The organism is Acinetobacter nosocomialis NIPH 2119 (genome assembly GCF_000368085.1).
Classification (GTDB): domain Bacteria; phylum Pseudomonadota; class Gammaproteobacteria; order Pseudomonadales; family Moraxellaceae; genus Acinetobacter; species Acinetobacter nosocomialis.
The window spans coordinates 3747396-3772162 of record NZ_KB849239.1 but is presented as its reverse complement, the minus strand read 5'-3'; the positions used below and the strand labels follow the sequence as shown (position 1 = coordinate 3772162).

Sequence of the window (24767 nt, the reverse complement as noted above, 5' to 3'; positions counted from 1 at the left end):
AAGTGGCGCAGCGGACGGGGCTCGAACCCGCGACCCCCGGCGTGACAGGCCGGTATTCTAACCAACTGAACTACCGCTGCACTTTCACAATATCGCAATTGTGGGGTAAACGATGTTAAGTCTTAAGTGGCGCAGCGGACGGGGCTCGAACCCGCGACCCCCGGCGTGACAGGCCGGTATTCTAACCAACTGAACTACCGCTGCACTTGAGAGCTTAACGTAAAGGCTTGGTGGGCGCTGACGGGATCGAACCGCCGACATTCTGCTTGTAAGGCAGACGCTCTACCAACTGAGCTAAGCGCCCTTAACGTCTTCATCGTTTGTGAGGTGCATTATAGAGAATCTTTAACAGGTGTCAAACGCTTTTCGACAACTTTTCAAAAAAATGCGAATGAATGATTAAAAATAAGTCATTATTAAGCAAAAAACAATTTTTTGTATTTTATTTAAGCACTTATTTTAATATTTTGATCATTCGGCTAATTAAACAATAATCTTTAAAATCCCATTTTAGGTTAAAGATTGTTCAGACAAATAGACAAGCGCATCTTCAGAGACTAAATCAAACAATTCAATAATTTCTTCATTACGCATTCGAATGCACCCATGTGACATTGGAACCCCCATCGGTTCTTTATCAGGTGTACCATGAATATAAATATAACGTTGCATAGTGTCGTGGCCTTCGCCTTTATTAAAGCCCTCTTCTAGACCATCTAGCCAAAGAATGCGTGACAATATCCAATCTCGCTCAGGAAATTGTGCGGCTAATTCACTGCTATAGACTTCACCTGTGGGTTGTCGTGCAATAAAAACTGCGTTTTTGGGAGATTGCATACCAAATTTTTTGGCAACCCGATGCCATCCGCGTGGGGTTTTCCCCGTATTTTCCTGTTCCCCAATTCCATTCTTACCCGTAGAAACCACATAAAACTTATTATGTTTAGGGAGGCTTAAAGTTTGATTTGCTAAATCGATAAGAATATCTGCATCTTCAAGTTTAAATTGGGACATCGAATTTCTTCTCTTATATCAACTCAACTATTTTGAGCTTTAATAAAAATTAATGGAAAACTTGTCATACGTCGCAAGTAAAAGATTATCAATTTTCTTTTATCCACGCGCGGCTTCACCGCTTGTCTTGCGCCAAAAATAAAAGATTATCAATCTTCTTTTATCTACGCGCAGTTTCACTGCTTGTCTTGCGCCAAAATTAAAAGATTATCAATCGTCTTTACTCTACGCACAGTTTCACTGCTTGTCCTGAGCCAAAATTAAAAGATTATCAATCTTTTAATTTTGGCTCAGGACGTAGCCATAACCAAATTGCAACAACGAGCATGGTAGTATCAGTGAAAACTTTCACCCAAAATGGTGCAGAAGTAAACAGCATTAAAATACCGCTTGCGGTCATCATAATACTGGCAATCCACTTCGCTTTACGCGGTACTGTGCCATTTGCTCGCCAGTCACGTAGAGTTGGTCCATATTTTGGATGATTTAACAACCATGCATCCATTTGAGGCCATCCCTTTGAGGCAGCCCAAGCAGCCAGAATAAGAAACACTGTTGTCGGCATGCCTGGTAAAATTGCTCCAATAATACCAAGCGTGATAAAAATCACGACCAGAGTTCGCCAAAACAATGTTCGCATATATAAACCTTAAGCTATTGTTGATCGTAGTATAAAGTGTTTTTCTGGTATTGTTTTGTTGATCGACCATGAAATTGGGATGAATTATTTCGAGTACTAAACGTATGAATATTGCCTCAGTTAAGACATCCTATTTTGAACCATGGTTACAGTTCAACCACCCAATGGTAAGACAATTAGCATTTACCATTGCTAGTCCTAATTTACTTTGCCAACTTCCCCAAAGCCTCTCTATTCGGCATAGTTTTCAATTACATTCTGATCAGACTTGGAAACAACATTTTCAAAATTATTTACCACGTTTACACAAGCTTGATGAGATGCCTGAGCCTTTACTCCAATTTATGTCTCGCCTTAAAAGTACACGTTTAGGTTTACGTTTTGAGAATTTACTTTGGTTTTGGTTACAGGAAGATCAATACCATTCTTATCAGTTGTTAGGCCATAGTATTCAAAAAATTGAGGGTGCAAGAACTTTAGGTGAACTTGATTTCTTAATTTTAAATAAAGAAACACAACAAGTTGAACACTGGGAAGTTGCTCTAAAATATTACTTGGGTGAAGGTCAGTTAAATTTAGAACAATGGATTGGCTTAAATAGAGAAGATACTTTGAGCAAAAAGCTGTATCACTTTACCGATAAGCAGTTCCAATTTTCAGAAGCTTTAGATTTTAAGGTACAACAGCGTTTTGCTGTTTTAAAAGGCCAGCTCTACCTACCTTTGAATTTAGGCCAAAAACAATCCATACCCAATTGGGTAAATTCAACACGTCGACTCGGATACTGGGGCACAACTATTCCTGACTCTAAATTTTATCGTCTAGAAAGACATGAATGGCTTTGTCCTAATAGACAAGCAAGTTCAAACGCTGCTTATTGGTGGACAGATGGCTTATATTGTAAGAACAAGGAAGATACACAGTTTTATATGTTTAGACGTCCTCCTCTACTAAGCCTAGCACCGGTTAACAACGAAAAAATGCCACTTTACAAGTAGGTATGGACTTCTAGAAACAATTTATAACGTTTTTACTATTAAATAGTCATGTTTCTTTTTACGTTTGTTTTTTAATCTAAATTTACTTCATTATTAAATTTAAACGGAGAAAATGATGAAAAAAGTTTTAGTCGCGTCTGTAATGATTGCATTTGTATTAACTGGCTGTAATACGTTCAAGGGTTTTGGTAAAGATGTCTCTAAAGCTGGTGATGCTGTAAGTAATACCGCACAAAAAACTGAGAATAAAATGTAAGTTATGCACAGCTTCGAAAAACCTTATCACTTCGATAAGGTTTTTTTATTTTTAAATACCCAACCTTCAGAGATTCGCCTATTATATTGGACTATATTTCCCCTACTCAGCATGCAATTTCCGGTATGAACCACTCAGACACTCTCTCGCTTAGCTTAGAACTTTTACAACAGCCTTCTGTTACTCCTGTTGACCATACTTGCCAAACTATTATGGCTGATCGTCTAGCCAAAGCTGGCTTTCATATTGAACCAATGCGTTTTGGGGACGTTGACAATTTATGGGCTCGACGCGGCACTGAAGGTCCTGTGTTTTGTTTTGCTGGACATACCGATGTTGTTCCAACAGGTCGTCTAGATGCATGGAATTCAGACCCATTTGCACCAGAAATTCGTGATGGCAAACTTTATGGTCGTGGTTCAGCTGATATGAAAACTGCGTTGGCTGCAATGGTGGTTGCATCTGAACGTTTTGTAGCAAAGCATCCAGACCATAAAGGTTCAATTGCTTTTTTAATTACTTCAGATGAAGAAGGCCCTGCTGTTAACGGTACAGTTAAAGTTATTGAAACACTTGAAGAGCGTAATGAAAAAATTACATGGTGTTTGGTCGGTGAACCATCAAGTACAAGTAAATTAGGTGATATTGTTAAAAATGGCCGTCGTGGTTCTTTAAATGGCGTACTACATGTTCATGGTAAGCAAGGTCATGTGGCTTATCCTCACTTAGCTCGCAATCCCATTCATGAAGCTTCGGCTGCCTTAGCAGAGTTATGCCAAACTGTTTGGGACAATGGAAATGAATACTTTCCTGCAACTTCATTCCAAATTTCAAATATTCATTCGGGTACTGGTGCAACCAACGTCATTCCAGGTACTTTAGAAGTTATTTTTAACTTCCGTTATTCAACAGAAGTTACAGCTGAGCAGCTTAAACAGCGTGTTCATGAAATTTTAGATAAACATGGTTTGCAATATGAGATTGACTGGAACTTATCTGGTTTGCCATTTTTGACGCCAGTAGGTGAATTAGTTAATGCCGCTCAAACTGCTATTTTGAACGTAACTGGTACTGAGACTGAGCTATCTACTAGTGGTGGTACATCTGACGGACGTTTTATTGCACCAACAGGTGCACAAGTTTTAGAACTAGGTGTTCTAAATGCAACTATCCATCAAATTAATGAACATGTAGATGTACATGATCTTGATCCTTTAACTGATATTTATGAGCAAATTTTAGAAAACTTACTTGCTTAAAAGCTTAAAGATCATTGATCTATATAAAAAGCATCCTCTTTAGGATGCTTTTTTATTATTTTTAATTATGAATATGTATTTGAAAATTCTGAAATATAATACGTAGTTATTAAATTAGATAATTTATTTTTGAGAATCTTTATATAGCATTCTTTTGAATGCTTATCTCTATACTGGAATATATGATTTTATATTTTAAAATTTATTTAATTTTTATAAAAAAGGAACTCATTTGAGTTCCTTTTTTTCTTTATAAACCTAGAGTTTTTTCAATATATTCTAGGTTAGGTATGTGGTAGCGTTGATCTTGCATACGCACATATTTAAATACTGTAGGGTGCTGTTCAGCTTCTTGGTATTCATCTATTTCATCAACAATTTCAGAAATACGTAAACGAACAGAGATCGGCATAGTTTTACACATTAAAGCAAAACGTTGGCTGATATCTTCCCCTTCAATTACCAGTGCTACAGCATATTGATCAGTTGCATTATGGACTGAGTATATAGGTAGCTTTACATCATGCCACTCAATATGTTTTACGCCATTTTTTACGTCCATGGCGGATAACACAATATTTTGCGGCAACAGCATAGGTACCTCATCATTACATTCAATGATATAGGCATCAATAAAACCAGTTGAAACCGTAATAAGATGCTGTAGCTCTTGTTGGTCCATATTACCGATCAAAGATGTATTTACACTACCTTTCATGATTTGACCTCGCTTTCAAACGCTACAAGTAAAGCATCAATATTTTCTAGTAGCTCTTCCTCTTGGAACGGTTTACCCATATATTGACTTACACCTAACGAGAATGCCCGTTCACGATGTTTTTCACCTGTTCTGGATGTAATCATAATAATTGGCATGTATTGATGCATATCATGATGTCGTACAAGATTAAGTACTTCGAAACCATCCATACGTGGCATTTCAATATCAAGCAGCATCAAATCCGGCTTAATATTTTCTAGCTGTTCTATGGCATCAACGCCATCTTTAGCCGTAACAACATCGTAGCCTTGGCGTTCAAGTAATCGAGACGTTACCTTACGTACAGTTACGGAGTCATCGACAATCATAACGAGGCGGCGCTCGTCTGATTCACGTTGTCTATATACTGCTTCATTGAGCTGTTTATGACGCGGTGTAGACTGAATTTGTCGTGCAATATTTTGCCCGTCTAAAATTAAACAAACCTGTCCATCACCTAAAATCGTGGCGCCTGCAATTGCCCCAATGCTAGCGAACTGTTGACCAATTGGTTTCACTACAATTTGAGCTCGAGAACCAATTAACTGATCGACAAGTAACGCCACAGTTTGACCATTGTTCGCTTTAATCATTAAGACAGGTAATGAATACATCATGCCATTTAGTCGTGGCATTGGTTGATTACCAACAAATTCAGAAAGATAACGTAATGGATATCGCTTATTTTCATATTCAAATAGTTCTTTAGGGCTTTCAAAATACTGCTCTAAAGAAGCTGGCGAAACTCGAACAATTCGATCAATTTGAGCAAGTGGAATTGCAAATTGCTGATCTGCCACTTTTACCATTAAGGCATCACTTACAGCTACAGTAGTCGGTACACGTATCGTAAATGTTGTTCCCTTACCATAAACAGAGTCAACGCTAACATGTCCACCTAAAGCTTTAATATCGCTCTGTACGACATCAAGACCAACACCACGTCCAGAAATCTGAGTAATCTGTTCTGCGGTACTTAAACCTGGATGGAAAATTAGCTGTAGAATATCTTGCTCTTCTAAATCTTGTTCTGGCTTGATCAGACCAGCAAGCAGTGCTTTTTGGCGCACTTTTTCAACATCAATACCTTGTCCATCATCGCTAAAGACAACAACAACGTCTGTTCCTTGACGCTGAATGTTCAGTTCAATACGCCCTGCTTCCGGTTTATTCACCTTTTGGCGCTGTGCCCGGTCTTCTAGACCATGGTCAATTGCATTTCTGAGCATATGCTCGAGTGGTGTCACTAAGCGTTCTAAAATGTTACGGTCTAACTCACCTTCGGTATTATTTACGAAAAGCTCAGCAGGTCTATTCAAGGCTGTAGATGTTTGACGCACAATTCGCTGCAAACGCGGTAACAAACGTGAAAATGGAACTAGACGTGTTCGCATTAAGCCTTCTTGAATTTCTGCCTGAATACGCGACTGTTGTAAAAGCAAACTTTCTGTATCTCTGATCTTGTGAGATAACGTATTTTTAAAGTCGACCAAGTCCGATGCAGATTCAGCAAGAGATTTCGATAACTGGTTTAAAGATGAATATTGGTCCATCTCTAAAGGGTCAAAGTCGGTATAGCGAGAATGCTCAATACCGTGTTTAGCAATAATTTGTGTTTCTAACTCGCCTTCCATTCGTCGTAACTGATCGGCCAGTCGTTGAATAGCTAATTCCATTTCAACCAATGTATGACCGAACTGGCTCAAGTCCATTTCAATTCGTGAACGGTTAATTGAGTTCTCACCAGACAAGTCAATCATCTTCTCGATCAAGTCGGCTGAAACACGGATCATTTCATTGTTCTGATCCAGACGTTCTGTTTGCTCCCATGCGCCCATCATTGGTGGTGGTTCTGTACCATCACCTTGTATGAAAGTCATCACAGGTTCTGAGCTAAACAAATCAGTTTTCGTTAACTTAGCCGGAATTTGGATATTCGTTTCAAAGAATTGAATATTTTCTAAACTTTGTTGTAATCCATCGAAATGCTGATAGTTATGCTTGAAAATAGCATCTTTTAGCCATGCAATTGCACTTTCGAGCAAATGGTCATAAATATTCGAGTTGAAGTGATGCAGTGCAAATTGTTCGAATGTATTTTCGAGTTGATAGGCAATCGCGTAGACGGCTTCTAAACCGACCATTCGTGCACCACCCTTCAAACTGTGCACAGCTCTTTGTAATTGAAGCAAGATACTTCGGTTTGTACGCTGCTCAAACCATTGTTTCAATAGCCCATCAGCCATTTCTAACAATTCAGCAGCTTCTTCTAAGAATGTCTGCTCAACAACAGCCGTAATATCCTGTTCTTCAACTACCGCTTCATTCTCTTCTGATGTAACGGATGTTATTGCTTCAACTGGCGTAGCTAACTCAGAAACAACGTTCTCAAATACCAGCTGATCATCATGAACTTCTAATTCTGTAAGAACAGGCTCAATTTCTGCCGGTATTTCATTGATTAATACTTCAGATATCAGCTCTTGTTCAGAGAAGATCTCACTTTCACTATCAAATACTTCAACCACTGGTACAGGTTGGAAGTTAGAGTTTTGACCTGCTCGTTTTAACGCATTAATTGTGTAAGGAGCTGCATAATCTAATTGTTGTTCACGCATGATTTGCAGACGGTCAGCCAAGTCATCTTGTACTAAACGGATAAAATCAATTAAAGGTGAAGTTGCAACTAACTGCTTTTGAATTAAACGCTCATATATGCTTTCTAATTCATGGGTAATCGAACCTAGATAAGTCGCCTGAACCATATTTGCTCCACCTTTCAAGGTATGCAAATAGCGCATTAGATTATTCAGGGCTGCAAAGTTTTCTTGCTCACCTACCCAAATATTGAGATCGGTATCAATTCCCTCAAGTAGCTCATCAGCTTCTTCAAGAAAGATATCTAAAAGGTCAGGATCAAAGTTTTGATTTACCTGTGTAGAGGAAATATATTGGCGATCTTGCTGTACACTCTGGCTTAATACTGCCCAGTCTGCAGAGTCTGATAAATTCTCTACCGTAACAGCAGCTTCTGGCTCTGGTTCGATATTAAGTAGTGGCTCAACAGAAGCAGGATCTTGCTGAGACAGGTCATTGTGTACGCTCGGAGTATGTAGGGTATAAAGTTTTAATTCTTCTAGAATACTTTGATGTTGCTTAACAATACCAACTCGCTGACCAGCAGCCAAGGCATCGAACAATTGAATAAGCTGTTGATGCGCTTTTTGATAAATTTCAAATATATAGTCTGATTGCAATAATAGAGGTTTATCAAGTAATACATCATAACTTTCTTTCAATTGACTGGTATATTCATGTAAACCCAGCATTGCTTGAGAATGTGTATGTTGTAACAGTAGATCAGCTTGTTCACTTAGACGTTCAAGATAATCTGGAAACTCATTACGAATTCCTTTCTCAAAATCTAATTCTGCATCTAACAATTCAGAGACATCTAACAACAATAGTTGTGATACCAAACCATGAGAAGGTGTTAATGGATCTGTTCGGTCACCATGTTGCTCAACGTAAGCATCCCATGATTGATTAAACTGCTGCAATCGAGCTTCAAGCTGTTCATTTGAACTATGTTTAGATAGAAGCTCTAAGCTATCTCTAATAAACTCACGATATTCTTGTAATAATAAAATTTCATCTGACTTAGAAGAAAGTTCTTCTTGCAACAGTATTTTAAATAAGTGCTCAACTTTGGTACTGGCTTCAAAAATTGTTTCGACCTGTGCCATCGCAGAACTGCCACGCAAAGTATGTAGCGCGCGTATTAAGGCATTATAACTATCATACTGATGCAGCTCTTGATTTAAGAACTGATGAATTGTAGTTAAATGCTCCTCTGCCTCTTCCATAAACAAGGTCAAAGTTTCATCTAGATTTATTGCAATTTCAGTATCTACATCTTCAACAATTGGCTCAGCCAATGAGTTTTGCTCAATATAGTCTAGCTCAAGCCCAGTTATTGTTTCGGCAGTAAGCGTATTTGAAAGCTGTAAAAGCTCTTCTAAAGCAGGTTCTAAACTTTGCTGTTGTTGTAGTTGTTGGCCTAATAAAATAAGCGGTCGAAAATCTACTGCATGTGCTCTTTTTTGCTTAAAGTTATCTACTAATTTAAGAAAATAGAACTTAAATACTAATTGAACATAGCTCTGGATTGCTGGAGTCAATTTAAGGGTTTGATTGATTACGCGATTAAGCGTGTCTTCAACTGTCCAAGCAAGCTCAGCTGAAGATTTAGCACCAATCATTCTTCCAGAACCTTTTAAAGTGTGGAAATGGCGGCGAATTTCAGTGAGCGTAGCAGTATTCTCAGACTGCATCCATTCATTTAATAATGGTTGCAAATCAACAAAAATTTCTTCAATTTCTTCAACAAAAATTTCAAGAAACTCAGCATCTTGTTCAGAATAGCTATCTTCAGGTAGCGTCATTGCTTCAGTTAAAGTTTTTAATATTTCTTTCATAGCAAAGGCTTCTTTTGCTTACCCCCTGAATGGGGAAAACTACAGAGTCAACACCAGAAAAATAGCTATTTCCCCAATATTTGTCTGGCGCTGCTCATACTTTTAAAAGAATAGCTATTATGAGAATAGCTATTCTCATCCCCCAATTTAGTCAGGTAATTTAAAGTCCGTTACTGACTCACGTAATGACTCCGACATATTCGCCAATTCAGATACAGAACGAGCAGTATCGAAAGTTGCCGTTGTTGTTTGTGAAGTAATTTCTTGTACAACAGTCATGGTTGCAGCAATGTGACTCGCAGAAGCTGATTGAAGTTTTGCTGCATCAGAAATGCTCGCAATTAAGTTTGCCAAGTCACCCGATACTTTTTGAATTTCATCAAGTGCAATACCCGCATCTTTCGCTAAGTTAGCACCACGTACAACCTCTGTTGTCGTTTGTTCCATTGAAATAACGGCTTCGTTGGTATCCGTTTGAATCGTTTTAACAAGCGTTTCAATCTGTTTAGTTGCCGAAGCTGAACGTTCTGCAAGACGTTGGACTTCGTCAGCAACCACGGCAAAACCACGACCTGCTTCACCGGCCATAGATGCTTGAATTGCTGCATTTAAGGCTAGAATGTTTGTTTGGTCTGCAATATCGTTAATAAGCGATACGATGTTACCAATTTCTTGTGAAGACTCACCCAAACGCTTAATACGTTTCGAGGTTTCCTGAATCTGTTCACGAATGGTATCCATACCCTCAATAGAACGGTTTACAACTTGTGCACCATTAGATGCAATATATACCGAACGTTGTGCTACTTGAGCAGATTCAGAGGCATTGGCAGATACTTGGTCAATCGACAATGCCATTTCATTCATTGCAGTTGATGCACCGGCAATTTCTTGTGCTTGGTGCTCAGATGCCTCTGCTAACTGGTTAGTAATATTTTGAGTATCTTGCGTATAACGTGCAACTTCCTGAGAAGTTTCATGGATTCGTGATACTAAGTCACGTAACTGGTCAATCGCAAAGTTAATCGAGTCGGCAATCGCACCAGTAAAGTCTTCAGATACCGTTGCATATGAACGTAAGTCACCATCTGCAAGATCGGCAATTTCATCAAGTAAACGTAAAATCGCATTCTGGTTACGATCATATTCTTCTTGTAATGTAGCTACACGTTGTTTATCTGCTTTACTACGAAGTGATAAAAGCTTTAAAACAGAAGTAATTAAGCCAAGAAGTGATAATGTCAGTACAGCAACTAACGCAAAAGCCTTCCAGCCATATTGGGTTTGCTCTGAAAGATCACCTAAAGCAGTTAACATTGCATCAGATTGAGAGAAGATCTCACTTGATGATTGACGTACGTTTACGATCTGGTTTGTATGCTTGAGGACAGAAGTTGCAGCAGATTTTAAAACTTTATCATATTCAGTTTTGATACCTTCCAAAGATTCACGCACTTCAGGAGATTCAACTTTAGCTACCCCCAACTCCGCATTTCCATTTAGCTGTGCATCTAAGTACACACCAAAAGTCTCAATATCAACACTAAAGTCATGCGCTGAGTTTTCAGAGTTCTCTGTACCAACGAAAACCGAGTTAATAGATCGTAAAATACGTTCCGCAATAAATACTTGGTTTTTAGCAATTACGACCTGATTACTTGATACTTTTTCGCGGACCATCTTATCAACCATCAAGTTTATTCAGCTTGAATCTCAGGAATAGAATCACTAATCGAGATATTCATATTATATAACTGGTTAATTACGTCCTGTTGTGATGAGATCAAGTCAATGTCATAAGACAAAGATTTCCACAGAGTCGCTACTTTTTTATATTCTTTTGAAGATGTACCATAAATATTTTCGACATTTTTTATATTTTTGGCAAAAGTTTGACGCGATTCAACCAAGTCTTTCATGGCTTGAGGTGAACCAGAAGCGGTCGCTTCTGTAGCCTGTCTAGAAATCGTTTGTGATAGTAAACGTAACTCACCCATACTACGTGTTAATTCGTTATGTCGAGGTACACTATAAAACAAGTAAGCAAGCGAAGTTGAAGCTAATACTAAACATAACAACGCTACATAAAGGATAGGCTTGGACTTTTTACTTTCCCCAAATAAACTGGCGTATTGCTCAATTTGTGACTGAATTTTCGCAATAAAGTTGACACTCGATTTTTCGTTTACACTACGATTGCCACTTTTCTTTTTAAGTTTAAAGCCCATACAGCTTCTCCCCAGAAAAATACACTGTGTATTAACAGCATAAAAATTAGTTTATAAATTTTGTCGATGCATTCATGTAATGTGGGTTTTGCAATAATCGACTAAATAAAAAAACATGCCAATGCTGATTGTGTTGGTGAAAATACCCTTGGCAATATTCTTTTAAATTTTCCTCCAAGTTTGAACTTTGAGAAAAAAAGCTTTTCTTATTAAAGTGTTGAATCCCCAAGACCTGATCAACAACCAATCCCACATATTGGTCGTGATGGCTAATACATAACACTTTTTGGGCAGCCGAAAATGAACTTCGTTGCCCTGAAATAAAATGTGCCAAGTCAGAAACTGAAAGTAATCTTCCCCGAATATTTGCCAGTCCCTTCACCCAACTTTGGGTATTTGGAACAGGTGTATATTTTGGTGGATAGATAACCTCTGACACTTCCCCAAGTGGTGCGACGAAGTATTGCCCTCTCATTTCAAAAGCAATTCCTGACCATCGCTCTGCTTCATTTTGGACTGAAGCGTAATTCTTGTTACCCCGTTTAGACAAACGAAGTAACTCAATAAATCCGTTCGCGGCCATACTCGATCCTATAAGACGGGTGTAGACCCGCCATTTATGTTTTTATGGATGGATGAGTTAATTTAGAAATTGTTTAATTACATCGATCAGTTGCTTTTCTTCAATAGGCTTAATCAAGTAATCAAGAGCACCCTGACGTTTACCCCATACTCGGTCAGTTGCCTGATCTTTAGTACTTACAATAACAACTGGAATATGCTTAGTGTCTTCATCACGGGTAATCTGGCGTGTTGCCTGAAAGCCATTTACACCTGGCATTACAACATCCATTAACACTAAGTCAGGCTGTTCTGCTTTTGCCAAAGTTACACCATCTGCACCATTAGATGCTTCAATTACATCGTAACCGTGCTTAGTTAGAATTTCTCTAAAACGATAAGTTTCTGTTGGTGAGTCATCAACAATAAGAATACGTGCCATTTCTTCTTTGCCCTTAAATTACTTAATTATGAACTTACATGATTACGAATCGCATTTAACAATTCATCTTTGCTAAATGGTTTCGTCAAGTATTCATCTGAACCTACCACACGCCCTTTTGCCTGATCAAATAGACCATCTTTACTAGAGAGCATGATAACGGGAATGTTCTGATAATTTTGAGAGTTCTTAATCAGAGCACAAGTTTGATAACCGTCTAAACGAGGCATCATGATATCTACAAAAACGATATCCGGATTCGCTTCAGCAATTTTAGATAAAGCTTCAAATCCATCGACAGCAGTAATCACTTCACAACCTTCACGTTGCAATAATGTTTCTGCTGTACGGCGAATAGTTTTTGAGTCATCAATAACCATTACTTTCAGATTTTGGAACGCATCTTCCATTTAATCCTCCATCCCCATAACATAAAATATAAATGCAATTTAACTTAAATTTGTTTTACAGATTTATACGCATTTTTAACATATCTATACTTCTATTTTCAATGAAAGGTTTTTGTCTACTTTCTCATTTATAAACAATAACTTTTAACCTCATCACACTTTCGAAAAAATTATCATTTTTTTTAGAATGTCGATATTTTTATTCAGTTAAATAATAGACCTCTTGCGAAAGTCGTTATTGCAAGTTCATCCGATTTACCAGTGCAGCGATTAAGTTAATGCGTAAACCGAATCTTTTCCGTCTATTTCGATAGCGTTCACTTAATATTCTAAATGTTTTCAATTGACTATTAATATGTTCGATCACAACTCGTATTTTTCCAATCATTTTATTGTACTTTTTCTCAACATCAAATAAGGGTAAATTCTTCTTTTTCTTTATTGGCATCAATAATTTAAAGCCATCTTGCTCTAATCCGTAGTACCCTAAATCGGTCATAACATATTTACAATGTTTGAATTTTTTAACCGTTCTTCTTGCCAATTTAATGTCATGCTGACTGCCATTCGATATATCTAGCCCTATGATTTGTTTGCTGTTCGGATGATAGATCACTTGTGCTTTTAGCGTATGTTTCTTCTTTTTACCACTGTAGAACTTACTCTGATTTTTTTTTCGGACGTTCTATTGAACATTCTGTCGCATCAATAATGACCCAGTTAAACTGTTCGTCTGCTGTGGTAATGCTTCGTTTTGGCAGAGTAAACCGTCTTGATTTCATCAATGCATCTTCAACCTTTTTAATGGTTCGATTCACATTACTTTCAGCGATATGGTAATTTGCAGCCAACTCCAATTGAGTGCTGTAATTCCGTAAGTAATTGAGTGTTAATAATAATTGATCCTCTATAGCTAAAGTATGAGGACGCCCAGATTTCTTTTTAAGTGATTCTACTTCTTTTAAAACTTCGATCATTTCACTAAAAACTGGTCGAGGTACACCAACCAAGCGCTGGAATTCAGAATCTGAAAAACGATTTAATTTCTGATATCTCATGAAATTTAGATTGAGGTGGTTTTTACTTTCGCAAGAGGTCTAATAACTAATATATTTAAGATTAATTATTTAAAAATAAGCGGTTTAGCTTTCTTTTTTGGGGAATTTTATGAATAAGCGGATGAAATATGCCTTTTATAGGACCTGCTTGTCTATTTTTATAAGCATTGCTTCTTGCGGAGCCCTGTTTTTCTCATCCCCAACTTTAGCTGCAAATGGTGCTCCTAAAGCTGTTTGGTATCGCTATTACGACCAGCATGGCATTGCTAATATTAGTACATCTGTAACCCCCGCTCATATTCGCTATGGATATGAGGCACTTGACCAAAATATGCAGGTCATTAAAAGAAATCATCCCTATAATTCTGAAGCTGATCTAAATCAATCTTCACAACGTGCATTATCTGCTCGATATAGGGAAGAAGATAACAAGTTAAAAAAAGCATATAGCAATAGTAAAACTGCGTTGATTAAAAGAGACCAAGCTTTATTGGCAATCAAAAAACAAATGAATTATCAACAGGAACAACTGAGTCAATTACAACAAGACAAAATTTTATTTAAACGTCAGGAAATGGAATATTTTCGTAAAGGTGAAAAGGTTCCTGAAAGGCATAAAACCCTAATTGAAAACAATCTGATGAATATTAATAAGGTTAAACAAACACTTGAAATACTTTCAAAAAACTATAACCGCACCAATAAAGACTATGAAAATATTATCGAACGTTTAAAAAAGCTTGAATAAGCGCACAGCTTTATCAAGAATAGGGGCAAAATAAAATTTGAATTACAGGATGATGCTGTATGCGCACAACGCATCTTACCCCTTCTACTTTTTTTAAATTAAGCTTAATTAGCTTGAGTTTGATTTTAGCTGCATGTCATCAGCAAGAAGCACCAAAAACCACAGCATCTGAACCAAAAAAAATTGAACTTATTCCTCAAGATTTAATTACTGTAAAAGAAGGTTCGCTTGCTGCTCAGACTGCCTTTACAGGAACTATTCGTGCGGTACAACAAAGCTCTATTCAAGCTCAAGTCAGTGCGACAGCAACATCTGTTAATGCAAATGTGGGACAAAAAGTACAAAAAGGCCAAGTTTTAGTCAGATTAAACAATCAAGATAATGCTGCACGTTTAGCTCAAGCTGAAGCAAATCTTGCTTCAGCTCAGGCACAAGCAGAGCTTGCACGTAATTTGATGAATCGAAAACAAAGACTACTTAATCAAGGCTTTATTGCCCGTGTAGAGTTTGAACAGAGTCAGGTAGATTATAAGGGTCAACTTGAAAGTGTTAGAGCTCAGCAAGCCAATGTTGATATTGCTAAAAAGGCTGATCGAGATGGTATTATTAATAGCCCGATTTCAGGTGTCATTACTAAACGACAAGTTGAACCGGGACAAACTGTATCGGTTGGACAAACGCTCTTTGAAATCGTTAATCCTGATCAATTAGAAATACAGGCAAAGTTGCCTATTGAACAACAATCTGCACTAAAAGTCGGCAGCCCTATTCAATATCAGATTCAGGGTAATTCAAAACAATTACATGCCATACTGACTCGGGTCTCACCTGTAGCAGACCAAGATAGTCGACAAATTGAATTCTTTGCGAGCCCTAAAGAAGCAATTGATTCACTCAGTATCGGCGCTTTTATTAATGGCATTATTTTGCAAAGTGATCACAATCAAGGACAAACTATTCCTTTAGATAGTATTCAAAACCTGCAACAAGATCCTTTCGTATGGGTGATACGCAATCAAACCATTCAAAAGGTCAAAATTCGGGTAGTTGAGCAGCGTTACAATGAAAATATTGCTTTGGTACAAGGTCTACAAAGCACAGATCAGGTAAGTCGTATCCAGTTTGACGATTCCGATATCAATAAAAAAGTGACGCTTACAGCCGAAAAAAATAAATAAGGTAGCAAATAGCTTATGTGGTTTACCCGAATCAGTGTGAAGTACCCCGTTTTTACCATTATGATGATGCTGTGCTTAATGGTACTCGGGTTAGCCTCTTGGAAACGCATGACCGTTGAAGAGTTTCCTAACGTAGATTTCCCATTTGTAGTGGTTACCACGCAATATGCTGGTGCTTCACCTGAAGCGGTTGAGTCTGATATTACAAAAAAACTCGAAGATCAAATCAATACAATTTCGGGCATTAAACAAATTACTTCACGTTCAAGTGAAGGATCATCGATGGTGATTGCCGAGTTTAATCTAGACACCTCTTCAGCAATTGCTGCTCAAGATGTTCGCGACAAAATTGCTCCGGTTATCGCTCAATTTCGTGATGAAATTGATACGCCGATTGTGCAACGCTACGATCCTTCATCTAGCCCGATTATGTCGGTGGTGTTTGAGTCGAATACGATGAGCTTGGCTCAATTAAGTTCTTATGTAGACAAAAAAATTGTGCCGCAACTTAAAACCGTTTCTGGTGTAGGTAATGTCAATTTACTAGGTGATGCGAAACGTCAAATTCGTATAAAAGTTCATCCTGAACAATTACAAAGCTATGGTATTGGCATTGATCAGGTCATTAACACACTAAAAAATGAAAATATAGAAGTACCTGCAGGAACTTTACAGCAAAAGAATTCTGAACTAGTGGTACAGATTCAATCAAAAGTTATTCATCCTTTTGGTTTTGGTGACTTGGTCATTGCTAATAAAAATGGCTCCCCTATTTTTCTAAAACAAGTGGCAACCGTTGAAGACACTCAAGCCGAACTGCAATCCAGTGCTTTTTATAATGGAAGAACCGCAGTCTCCATCGATATTTTAAAAAGTTCAGATGCCAATGTAATTCAAGTTGTCGATAAGACTTACCAAACCTTAGAGAAGCTAAAAGCTCAAATGCCTGCTGGATTAAACTATAAAGTCGTCGCAGACAGCTCCAAAGGTATTCGCGCTTCAATTAAAGATGTAGTACGTACCATTCTTGAAGGAGCAGGTTTAGCAGTTTTAATTGTTTTACTCTTTTTAGGTTCTTTCCGATCTACCGTCATTACAGGTTTAACTTTACCGATTACCCTGCTTGGAACATTAACGTTCATATGGGCTTTTGGATTTAGTATTAACATGATGACGCTGTTAGCTCTATCACTCAGTATTGGCCTATTAATTGATGACGCGATTGTAGTTCGAGAAAACATTGTTAGGCATACCGAGCTTGGCAAAGATCATGTCACCGCCGCTTTAGATGGCACCAAAGAAATTGGGTTAGCGGTACTCGCAACTACACTTACCATTGTGGCGGTATTTTTACCTGTTGCTTTCATGGGGGGGTTAATTGGGCGTTTCTTCTACCAGTTTGGGGTAACTGTAAGTACAGCTGTTCTTATTTCCATGTTTATCAGTTTTACACTCGACCCAATGCTTTCAGCACATTGGAAAGACCCGGTAAAGAAAAAGGAAAGTCGACTACAACGTTTCTTTAATCACATTTCTAGATTACTAGATGGCCTTACCCATATTTATGAAAAGCTGTTGAAACTTGCTCTGCGCTTTCGTTTTATTACAGTCATTATTGCGATTGCTTCACTGGTTGCGGCCTTAGGTTTATCTAAATTGATTGGAACCGAATTTGTACCAGTTCCAGATAAAGGTGAAATCCGTATTCAGTTCGAGACGCCGGTCGATGCTTCTTTAGAATATACTCAAGCCAAGTTACATCAAGTCGATCAAATTATTAGGCAATTTCCCGATGTGGTATCTACCTACGGGGTTGTAAATAGCACAATAGACTCTGGTAAAAACCACGCTGGTTTAGGAGTGACTTTAAAACCAAAACAACAGCGTAGTTCAGATTTAACAACGCTCAATAATGAATTCCGTGATCGTTTGCAAACCGTAGCGGGTATTCGTGTTACCTCCGTTGCTGCGGCTCAAGATTCAGTGTCTGGTGGTCAAAAGCCAATCATGATTTCGATTAAAGGAACTGACCTGAATGAACTTCAAAAAATTTCAAATCGATTTATGACTGAAATGGGTAAAATTAAAGGTGTGGTCGATTTAGAAAGCTCGTTAAAAGAACCGAAACCAACTTTAGGTGTTCATATTAATCGTGTACTGGCAAGTGACTTAGGGTTGTCTGTTTCCCAAGTTGCAAATGCGATTCGACCACTCATTGCGGGCGATAATGTCACAACGTGGGAAGACCGTGACGGCGAAACTTATGATGTAAATATCCGTTTAAATGAAAACAAACGTATGCTTCCGCAAGACGTGCAAAACCTATATCTCAACTCAAACAAAACTGGTGCAAATGGACAACCGATATTAGTTCCATTGAGTGCAGTAGCAACAACCGAGCAAAAATTCGGTGCGTCACAAATTAACCGACGCGATCTTGAGCGCGAAGTACTCATCCAAGCCAATACGTCAGGACGCCCAAGTGGGGATATCGGGAAAGACATCGATAAAATGCAAAAAGCATTTAAGTTGCCTGGCGGTTATACCTTCAATACCCAAGGTGCCAATGCAGATATGGCAGAGTCTGCGGGTTATGCATTAACTGCTATTACGCTTTCCATTGTATTTATTTATATTGTTTTGGGTTCTCAGTTTAATAGTTTTATTCACCCAGCTGCGATTATGGCATCTTTGCCCCTGTCATTGATTGGGGTGTTTCTTGCACTGTTCTTGTTCAGAAGTACCCTAAACCTATTTTCAATTATTGGCATTATTATGCTCATGGGGCTAGTAACCAAAAACGCGATTTTACTTATCGACTTTATTAAAAAGGCCATGGAACATGGGGAAAGTCGTTATGATGCTATTTTACAAGCGGGTAAAACCCGTTTACGCCCTATTTTAATGACTACTAGTGCTATGGTCATGGGTATGGTTCCATTAGCTTTAGGCTTGGGCGAAGGCGGAGAGCAAAGTGCGCCGATGGCCCATGCTGTTATTGGTGGTGTAATCACCTCTACCTTATTGACTCTTGTAGTAGTACCCGTCATTTTCACTTATCTGGATGACTTGAAAAACTTTATGCTGCGTCAAACTCGACGATTCATGTCATAATGCAGCAACTATCGTATAATCTGCGTTTTTATAACGCTTAACTTTTTAGGACTTTTTCCATGCGCGCAAGCCGCTTTTTATTTGCAACGTTGAGAGAAACCCCAAACGATGCTGAAGTGATTTCACATCAGCTTATGTTACGTGCGGGGATGATTCGTAAATTGGCATCTGGTTTATATACATGGCTGCCGATGGGAACACGTGTGCTTAAAAAAGTTGATGCGATTGTTCGTGAAGAAATGAATCGTTCAGGTGCTATGGAAGTGTTCATGCCCGTGACTCAACCCGCAAGCTTGTGGGAAGAATCAGGTCGTTATGAACAATACGGCCCTGAATTATTACGCTTCAAAGATCGTCACGACAACCCGTTTGTGCTTGGTCCTACACATGAAGAAGTAATTACCGATTTAGCACGTAACGAGCTAAAAAGTTATAAACAACTTCCTGTAAATTTCTATCAAATTCAAACCAAATTCCGTGATGAAATTCGTCCACGTTTTGGTGTAATGCGTTCACGCGAGTTCATTATGAAAGATGCATATTCTTTCCATGCAACTCAAGAATCATTACAAGAAACTTATGATGTAATGTACGACACTTATAGCCGTATTTTTACTCGCTTAGGTTTAGACTTCCGCCCAGTTCAAGCTGACACAGGTTCAATTGGTGGTTCAGCTTCACATGAATTCCATGTATTGGCTTCAAGTGGTGAAGATGACATCGCATTTTCAACTGAATCTGATTATGCAGCAAACGTTGAAATGGCTGAGGCTGTTTTAGTAGGTGAACGCGCAGCGCCTGCACAAGAATTTAAGTTGGTTGAAACACCAAACCAAAAAACAATTGCTGATGTATGCCAGTTCTTAAATGCTGATCCTAAACAATCAGTAAAAGCGTTATTGGTTCAAGGTATTGCAGACGAAAAAGGTAATGTACCTGTGGTTGCCCTATTCTTACGTGGCGATCACGAACTCAATGAAATTAAAGCTGAGAAACATCCTTTAGTTGCCGCTCCTCTTACGTTTGCAACAGAAGAGCAACTTCAAGCATTTGGCTTAACTGCTGGCTTTACAGGTCCACAAGGTTTGGTTGAAAAAGGTATCACTGTAATTGTTGACCGTGCTGCATCTGTTCTTTCTGACTTTGTTGCTGGTGCAAATGAAGCTGATAAACACGCTGTAGGCGTAAACTGGGAACGTGATGCACAAATTACTGAAATCTTTGATTTGCGTAATGTGGTTGAAGGCGATCCATCTCCAGATGGTAAAGGCACACTACAAATTAAACGCGGTATTGAAGTGGGTCATATTTTCCAACTTGGTACTAAATACTCTGAAGCATTAGGCTGTAAAGTTTTAGGTGAAGATGGCAAACCATTTACAGTAACAATGGGTTGTTACGGTATTGGTGTAACGCGCGTAGTTGCAGCTGCAATTGAGCAAAACTACGATGACAAAGGGATTATTTGGCCACAAGCAATTGCTCCTTTTGAAATCGCAATTGTTCCAATGAATGCACACAAATCACCTCGCACTCTTGAAGCAGCTGAAGCACTTTATGCTGAGCTACAAGCTCAAGGTTTTGATGTATTACTTGATGACCGTAATGAACGTCCAGGTGTTAAATTCTCTGACCTTGAGTTAATGGGCATTCCACACCGTATTGTAATTGGTGAGAAAGGCCTTGATGCTGGTACGTTTGAATATAAAGGTCGCCGCGATGCTGAAGCGAGCAATTTAACTAAAGAAGAACTTTTAGCTAAGTTAGCGCGTTAATAAAGACATAAATAAAAAAGCAGCTTTTAGAAGCTGCTTTTTTTACATTTAATTTTACGCCTGAACCGTTAAGTCTTTAATGGTTGCTGAAGATCCATTGGTTTTCACCGATTCAATCCCTTTATCGCGTGATGCTTCGCTCGCATAGAATTGGCTTGTACCAATAATTTGATGATTAGCAGCTTTTAAATTGAAGTAAGGTTTTCCATTTTTTGCAGTTAAACGATCATATCGTCCATCGTCACCACTATTTTTTTGAACTGACTCAATACCATTGACTGCCGATGCTTTCGCTTTATATAGCTCACTATTTAAAATAATTTCGCCATTACCAGCCTTAAGTACAAAGCGATATTGTCCATCACTCGCTTGTGAAATCTCGTACCATCCTGCCATAAGAACCTCGTTTTTTTGTTGGTGTGGGTATGACTTTCGTTATTATTCTGGACGAAAGTTATTTGTTATTAATGACAATATAAATGAGCAATGTAACTTTGGATAGTCTACTTTTTATACATTATCGTAATAAAATTATAAGGATGTTGAAAGTTTAAAAAGGTAGAGGACTGATAGGTACCTCTACCGAAATGTAATTAAAATTAACAAATTAAGCTTTTTTTACAAATTCAGATTTTAATTTCATCTGACCAATACCATCAATTTTGCAATCGATATTATGACCATCAGTTGCATCTGGTACTAAACGAATTGTTTTTACTTTTGTTCCCACTTTAACAACTGACGATGAACCTTTAATTTTTAAGTCTTTAATCACAGTGACACTATCGCCATCTGCCAAGGCATTACCATTTGCGTCTTTAATCACTTCTTGTTCATCAGCAATTGAGGCTTCCCCTTCCTTCCACTCATGTGAGCATTCAGGGCAAATTAATAAGTCGCCGTCTTGATAGGTATATTCTGATTGGCATTTTGGGCAATTTGGTAAAGACATAAAAAAATCTCAAAAAGTATATTATGCGAGATATGATTCATTTTTTAAAGTTTTAAATAAAAGACTTTTACCAAAAAAAAATTTATATATTTAACTTTTGCTGTTTTCTAATAAGTATTCTTTTAAAATAATTGCATGGTTATGTTCCACATCTTTTGCCGAATATAAAAGCGTGACTTTATGATGTGACACAAGGTCTTGTAACTCTTTAACTGCCGGGTTGCTTCTTAGTTCTTTTAAATAACGCTGTTTGAACTCATCCCAGTGTACTGCAGACTCTGCATGAAACCACTTACGTAGCTCAGTTGAGGGAGCTATTTCTTTTAACCATAAATCCAAGTGAGCATTTTCTTTACTTATCCCTCGGCTCCATAGCCGATCAACTAATATTCGTTTTCCATCCTCGGTACTTGCTTGTTCATAAATTCTTTTAATTTGTATGTTCATCTCTTTTTCTCACTAGAACGCCTCATTGTTTAGGCTTTATAAACAGATTTAATATTTTGTTCTCTTTTAATGTACTTAAAAAGAAAAGAGTGAGTAGCCTCTCTACTCACTCTTTTCTTATTTAATATTTAAAATTTTAAAAGGCGATTACTGATCTGGGATTTCGGCTTCCACCAACAACTTCAATAAAGATAAAGATTCTTGCCAACCTAAATAACATGCTTCCACAGGAATAACTTCTGGTATGCCTTCTTGGGTAATGTGAATTTCTGTGCCTACCAATACAGTTTTTAATGTAATAGTGACCTGCATCGTACCAGGTAAATTTGAGTCATCAAATTGGTCGTTATAGCGAATTAATTCATTTGGAATGAGTTCAACATAAGTTCCCCCAAATGAGTGTGTTGAACCTGTTGAAAAGTTGGTAAAACTCATTTTATATGAGCCACCCACTTTTGCATCAAAACTATGAACCTTCGCAGTAAAACCGTGAGGTGCCATCCACTTAACTAAAGCATCTGGATCGAGAAAAGCACGATAAACCCGTTCAGCGGGTGCTTTAAATACGCGATGTAATTTTACTGTACCTGTTGCCATTATGTTCTCCTTATTTTAAGTCCATTTAGGTTATAGAAATTATGTTTAGTAGCTTAAACCCTAGAATTTCATTTAACGTATATTTTTGGTGTTTTTTCCATTTATATAACCAGTTTCTGACAAAACTAAATTACGAAAACTAAGGCTGATTTTTTGATAAAAATGGAGCAAAATAGTCAGCAATCATAAAGAAACATATTGAATTTGAGATTAATCATGAGTCTGCTCGCTTTCTCCTCATATGCATTAAACGGTGTAGATGCACAGAAGTTTTTACAAGGCCAAGTGACTGTCGATACTGAGCGTTTAGCTGAAAATGAAACACGCTATACAGCCATTTGTGATCTTAAAGGCCGTATTCATTTTGGCCTATGGTTGAAAAAGATTAACGCTGAAAGTTTTGAGATTGTTGTTACTCAAGATCAAGCTGAAGAGTTTGCTAAGCATATTAAAAAATATGGCGCATTTTCAAAAATGACCTTAAGTGAACAAGGCGTTGTGTTTCCAAAAGTTGTAAATGGTCACACTGAGTTCAGCTCTACAGAAACTGATATTTCCGAATGGCAAAAACAAGCCATCATGACCGGTCAAGCATGGATTGCTCAAGCGACCGAACATGAGTTTCAACCACAAGAATTACGTTTACATCAACGTGAAGGCGTCAATTACGATAAAGGCTGTTACTTAGGTCAGGAAATTGTGGCGCGCCTTTGGTTTAAAGCAAAACCAAAACACTGGTTGCATCTAGTTCAAGGTACAGGTGAAGCACCTGCTCCAGCTACTCAATTAAATAACGATATTGAAGTAGTAAATAGTACCCAAACTCCTGACGGATATATTGCGTTAGTGGTTGCAAAACCAGCTGCTCTAGCTGAACTCGGCCTTCAAGTTCTCGATTTACCGGAAGCTTTAAGTGGTGATGTTGCTAGACCACAATAAACAGATTTAGCAAATAAAAAGCCCGTGGATGACCCTACGGGCTTTTCTATAGATACAAAATTCTAATAAATTCATTTAATTAGGGCATCAATTTTTTAATTTTTCTATGCCATCATAATCCAGATTGAAATCTAAGAGAAAAAATATGAAAACTAAACTTGCTACACTCATGTTGAGTCTGGCTTTTTTCGGTTCTGCTCATGCTGATGTCAAAACACTTGAACAAAATCTGAAAACAAATTACCCAGACTTACCTGTAAAAGGTGTTTATCAATCACCTGTGCAAGGTATTTATGAAGTGTATACAAGCGGTCGTATTGTTTATACCAATCAAGATGCTAAATACTTTTTTGTAGGCAATTTGGTTGATATCAAACAACAAAAAAATATGACAGAAGAACGAATTGCCGAATTGGGTAAAATTGATGTTAAAAGCCTACCTCTAAACCAAGCGATTAAATATGTAAAAGGTAAAGGAGAACGTACTCTTTATATTTTCAGTGACCCTGATTGTCCTTACTGTCAGCGTCTAGAACAAAATATGGTTGGGGTTGATAACGTAACGGTATATGTATTCTTATATCCGCTGACCAGTTTGCACCCCAATGCTGAAAAAGTTTCAAATCAGATCTGGTGTTCAAAGAACCCGTCTGAAGCTTGGACAAGTTATATGCTTAATCGCAAATTGCCGACTAACAGCAAAAGTTGCTCAAGCCCAATTCAAAAGAATATCGCTTTAGGTCAGAAATTAAATATCGATGGAACACCAACCCTATTCTTGCAAGATGGTCAAAGAATCTCTGGTGTACCAAGTGATGCAAAACAAATTGAAGCATTACTTAAATCAGTAAAATAATGCTATATGCCACTCTAGTTCTGAGAGTGGCATATTATTTTTCTCCATAGTTTGCTT

General features: G+C 37.9%; 21 protein-coding genes, 3 tRNA genes and 1 pseudogene. 9 read left to right on the top strand and 16 right to left on the bottom strand.

Annotated elements, in window-relative coordinates; translation table 11 throughout:
• Positions 1-3 precede the first annotated feature (3 nt).
• From F984_RS21575 to F984_RS21555, 5 genes are all read right to left on the bottom strand, one after another.
• Positions 4-80 (bottom strand) — tRNA-Asp (locus F984_RS21575).
• A 47-nt stretch (positions 81-127) separates the two neighbouring features.
• Positions 128-204 (bottom strand) — tRNA-Asp (locus F984_RS21570).
• 24 nt (positions 205-228) lie between these two features.
• Positions 229-304: transfer RNA gene (locus F984_RS21565), tRNA-Val, on the bottom strand.
• Positions 305-510: 206 nt separating this feature from the next.
• A complete protein-coding gene (gene elsL, locus F984_RS21560) occupies positions 511-1014 on the bottom strand; it encodes a cell wall-recycling L,D-carboxypeptidase ElsL (RefSeq protein ID WP_000077301.1) in 504 nt (167 codons plus the stop codon).
• 271 nt (positions 1015-1285) lie between these two features.
• Entirely contained in the window at positions 1286-1654 is a 369-nt protein-coding gene (locus F984_RS21555; protein ID WP_002051275.1) for a YbaN family protein, read from the bottom strand.
• Between the two features lie 104 nt (positions 1655-1758).
• Here F984_RS21555 and F984_RS21550 point away from each other — a divergent pair, with 104 nt between their 5' ends.
• The 3 genes from F984_RS21550 to dapE all read left to right on the top strand — a co-directional run bounded on the left by F984_RS21550 (position 1759) and on the right by dapE (position 4167).
• Positions 1759-2652, top strand: coding sequence for a DUF1853 family protein (locus tag F984_RS21550; RefSeq protein WP_004712096.1), 894 nt, complete (start codon positions 1759-1761; stop codon positions 2650-2652).
• A gap of 112 nt (positions 2653-2764) precedes the next feature.
• On the top strand, positions 2765-2908 hold the full coding sequence (locus F984_RS21545; RefSeq protein WP_002051109.1) for an entericidin A/B family lipoprotein: 144 nt from the start codon (positions 2765-2767) through the stop codon (positions 2906-2908).
• 125 nt (positions 2909-3033) lie between these two features.
• Complete coding sequence (gene dapE, locus F984_RS21540) at positions 3034-4167, top strand: succinyl-diaminopimelate desuccinylase (RefSeq protein WP_025469382.1); 1134 nt, start codon at positions 3034-3036, stop codon at positions 4165-4167.
• A 250-nt stretch (positions 4168-4417) separates the two neighbouring features.
• Here the strand turns inward: dapE and F984_RS21535 are convergent, their stop codons facing one another.
• The 7 genes and pseudogenes from F984_RS21535 to F984_RS22690 form a co-directional block, all read right to left on the bottom strand.
• A complete protein-coding gene (locus F984_RS21535; RefSeq protein ID WP_002051358.1) occupies positions 4418-4885 on the bottom strand; it encodes a hypothetical protein in 468 nt (155 codons plus the stop codon).
• Positions 4882-9405, bottom strand: coding sequence for a hybrid sensor histidine kinase/response regulator (locus F984_RS21530; RefSeq protein ID WP_004712090.1), 4524 nt, complete (start codon positions 9403-9405; stop codon positions 4882-4884). Before F984_RS21530 ends, F984_RS21535 begins: the two co-directional genes overlap by 4 nt.
• Positions 9406-9552: 147 nt before the next feature.
• Positions 9553-11633: pseudogene (locus F984_RS0104130) on the bottom strand (methyl-accepting chemotaxis protein).
• A 46-nt stretch (positions 11634-11679) separates the two neighbouring features.
• Positions 11680-12216 carry a chemotaxis protein CheW gene (locus F984_RS21525; RefSeq protein ID WP_002051357.1) on the bottom strand — a complete coding sequence of 179 codons (537 nt, stop codon included), beginning with the start codon at positions 12214-12216 and terminating at the stop codon, positions 11680-11682.
• Positions 12217-12273: 57 nt separating this feature from the next.
• Entirely contained in the window at positions 12274-12636 is a 363-nt protein-coding gene (locus F984_RS21520; protein WP_002051151.1) for a response regulator, read from the bottom strand.
• 26 nt (positions 12637-12662) lie between these two features.
• Entirely contained in the window at positions 12663-13046 is a 384-nt protein-coding gene (gene pilG, locus F984_RS21515) for a twitching motility response regulator PilG (protein WP_000389061.1), read from the bottom strand.
• Positions 13047-13281: 235 nt separating this feature from the next.
• Positions 13282-14104, bottom strand: a protein-coding gene (locus F984_RS22690; protein ID WP_076611894.1) for an IS5-like element ISAba27 family transposase whose coding sequence is annotated in 2 segments (ribosomal slippage) — positions 13282-13722 and positions 13724-14104 — 822 coding nt in all. Because the reading frame shifts where the segments join, the coding sequence is not laid out codon by codon here.
• A 109-nt stretch (positions 14105-14213) separates the two neighbouring features.
• Between F984_RS22690 and F984_RS21500 the strand changes: the two genes are divergently transcribed.
• Genes F984_RS21500 through F984_RS21485 form a run of 4 tightly spaced genes read left to right on the top strand, consistent with a single transcriptional unit; the run spans position 14214 to position 20919 of the window.
• On the top strand, positions 14214-14852 hold the full coding sequence (locus F984_RS21500) for a hypothetical protein (protein ID WP_004712085.1): 639 nt from the start codon (positions 14214-14216) through the stop codon (positions 14850-14852).
• A 59-nt stretch (positions 14853-14911) separates the two neighbouring features.
• Entirely contained in the window at positions 14912-16030 is a 1119-nt protein-coding gene (locus tag F984_RS21495) for an efflux RND transporter periplasmic adaptor subunit (RefSeq protein WP_004712084.1), read from the top strand.
• A 15-nt stretch (positions 16031-16045) separates the two neighbouring features.
• Positions 16046-19144, top strand: coding sequence for an efflux RND transporter permease subunit (locus tag F984_RS21490; protein ID WP_025469380.1), 3099 nt, complete (start codon positions 16046-16048; stop codon positions 19142-19144).
• A 59-nt stretch (positions 19145-19203) separates the two neighbouring features.
• Entirely contained in the window at positions 19204-20919 is a 1716-nt protein-coding gene (locus tag F984_RS21485; RefSeq protein WP_004712081.1) for a proline--tRNA ligase, read from the top strand.
• Positions 20920-20973: 54 nt separating this feature from the next.
• Here the strand turns inward: F984_RS21485 and F984_RS21480 are convergent, their stop codons facing one another.
• The 4 genes from F984_RS21480 to F984_RS21465 all read right to left on the bottom strand — a co-directional run bounded on the left by F984_RS21480 (position 20974) and on the right by F984_RS21465 (position 22918).
• Positions 20974-21315 carry a YegP family protein gene (locus F984_RS21480; protein WP_002051302.1) on the bottom strand — a complete coding sequence of 114 codons (342 nt, stop codon included), beginning with the start codon at positions 21313-21315 and terminating at the stop codon, positions 20974-20976.
• Between the two features lie 211 nt (positions 21316-21526).
• Positions 21527-21871: a zinc ribbon domain-containing protein YjdM gene (locus F984_RS21475; protein ID WP_004712078.1), complete on the bottom strand. Its 345-nt coding sequence runs from the start codon at positions 21869-21871 to the stop codon at positions 21527-21529.
• 90 nt (positions 21872-21961) lie between these two features.
• On the bottom strand, positions 21962-22318 hold the full coding sequence (locus F984_RS21470; protein WP_004712076.1) for a DUF488 domain-containing protein: 357 nt from the start codon (positions 22316-22318) through the stop codon (positions 21962-21964).
• Between the two features lie 147 nt (positions 22319-22465).
• A complete protein-coding gene (locus F984_RS21465) occupies positions 22466-22918 on the bottom strand; it encodes an SRPBCC family protein (RefSeq protein WP_079377110.1) in 453 nt (150 codons plus the stop codon).
• 213 nt (positions 22919-23131) lie between these two features.
• On the opposite strand from F984_RS21465, the gene ygfZ reads away from it, so the two are divergent.
• Both ygfZ and F984_RS21455 read left to right on the top strand, forming a co-directional pair.
• Positions 23132-23854 (top strand): CAF17-like 4Fe-4S cluster assembly/insertion protein YgfZ, encoded by a 723-nt coding sequence (gene ygfZ / locus F984_RS21460; RefSeq protein ID WP_004712071.1) that lies wholly within the window; start codon positions 23132-23134, stop codon positions 23852-23854.
• A gap of 145 nt (positions 23855-23999) precedes the next feature.
• Positions 24000-24710 (top strand): DsbC family protein, encoded by a 711-nt coding sequence (locus tag F984_RS21455; RefSeq protein WP_004712069.1) that lies wholly within the window; start codon positions 24000-24002, stop codon positions 24708-24710.
• Positions 24711-24767: the final 57 nt, after the last annotated feature.

What these genes read in the sequence shown, in the direction of transcription:
- elsL (WP_000077301.1), bottom strand. Translation starts at nt 1,014, where the DNA reads ATGTCCCAATTTAAACTTGAAGATGCAGATATTCTTATCGATTTAGCA.
- F984_RS21555 (WP_002051275.1), bottom strand. Translation starts at nt 1,654, where the DNA reads ATGCGAACATTGTTTTGGCGAACTCTGGTCGTGATTTTTATCACGCTT.
- F984_RS21550 (WP_004712096.1), top strand. Translation starts at nt 1,759, where the DNA reads ATGAATATTGCCTCAGTTAAGACATCCTATTTTGAACCATGGTTACAG.
- F984_RS21545 (WP_002051109.1), top strand. Translation starts at nt 2,765, where the DNA reads ATGATGAAAAAAGTTTTAGTCGCGTCTGTAATGATTGCATTTGTATTA.
- dapE (WP_025469382.1), top strand. Translation starts at nt 3,034, where the DNA reads ATGAACCACTCAGACACTCTCTCGCTTAGCTTAGAACTTTTACAACAG.
- F984_RS21535 (WP_002051358.1), bottom strand. Translation starts at nt 4,885, where the DNA reads ATGAAAGGTAGTGTAAATACATCTTTGATCGGTAATATGGACCAACAA.
- F984_RS21530 (WP_004712090.1), bottom strand. Translation starts at nt 9,405, where the DNA reads ATGAAAGAAATATTAAAAACTTTAACTGAAGCAATGACGCTACCTGAA.
- F984_RS21525 (WP_002051357.1), bottom strand. Translation starts at nt 12,216, where the DNA reads ATGGCCGCGAACGGATTTATTGAGTTACTTCGTTTGTCTAAACGGGGT.
- F984_RS21520 (WP_002051151.1), bottom strand. Translation starts at nt 12,636, where the DNA reads ATGGCACGTATTCTTATTGTTGATGACTCACCAACAGAAACTTATCGT.
- pilG (WP_000389061.1), bottom strand. Translation starts at nt 13,046, where the DNA reads ATGGAAGATGCGTTCCAAAATCTGAAAGTAATGGTTATTGATGACTCA.
- F984_RS21500 (WP_004712085.1), top strand. Translation starts at nt 14,214, where the DNA reads ATGAATAAGCGGATGAAATATGCCTTTTATAGGACCTGCTTGTCTATT.
- F984_RS21495 (WP_004712084.1), top strand. Translation starts at nt 14,912, where the DNA reads ATGCGCACAACGCATCTTACCCCTTCTACTTTTTTTAAATTAAGCTTA.
- F984_RS21490 (WP_025469380.1), top strand. Translation starts at nt 16,046, where the DNA reads ATGTGGTTTACCCGAATCAGTGTGAAGTACCCCGTTTTTACCATTATG.
- F984_RS21485 (WP_004712081.1), top strand. Translation starts at nt 19,204, where the DNA reads ATGCGCGCAAGCCGCTTTTTATTTGCAACGTTGAGAGAAACCCCAAAC.
- F984_RS21480 (WP_002051302.1), bottom strand. Translation starts at nt 21,315, where the DNA reads ATGGCAGGATGGTACGAGATTTCACAAGCGAGTGATGGACAATATCGC.
- F984_RS21475 (WP_004712078.1), bottom strand. Translation starts at nt 21,871, where the DNA reads ATGTCTTTACCAAATTGCCCAAAATGCCAATCAGAATATACCTATCAA.
- F984_RS21470 (WP_004712076.1), bottom strand. Translation starts at nt 22,318, where the DNA reads ATGAACATACAAATTAAAAGAATTTATGAACAAGCAAGTACCGAGGAT.
- ygfZ (WP_004712071.1), top strand. Translation starts at nt 23,132, where the DNA reads ATGAGTCTGCTCGCTTTCTCCTCATATGCATTAAACGGTGTAGATGCA.
- F984_RS21455 (WP_004712069.1), top strand. Translation starts at nt 24,000, where the DNA reads ATGAAAACTAAACTTGCTACACTCATGTTGAGTCTGGCTTTTTTCGGT.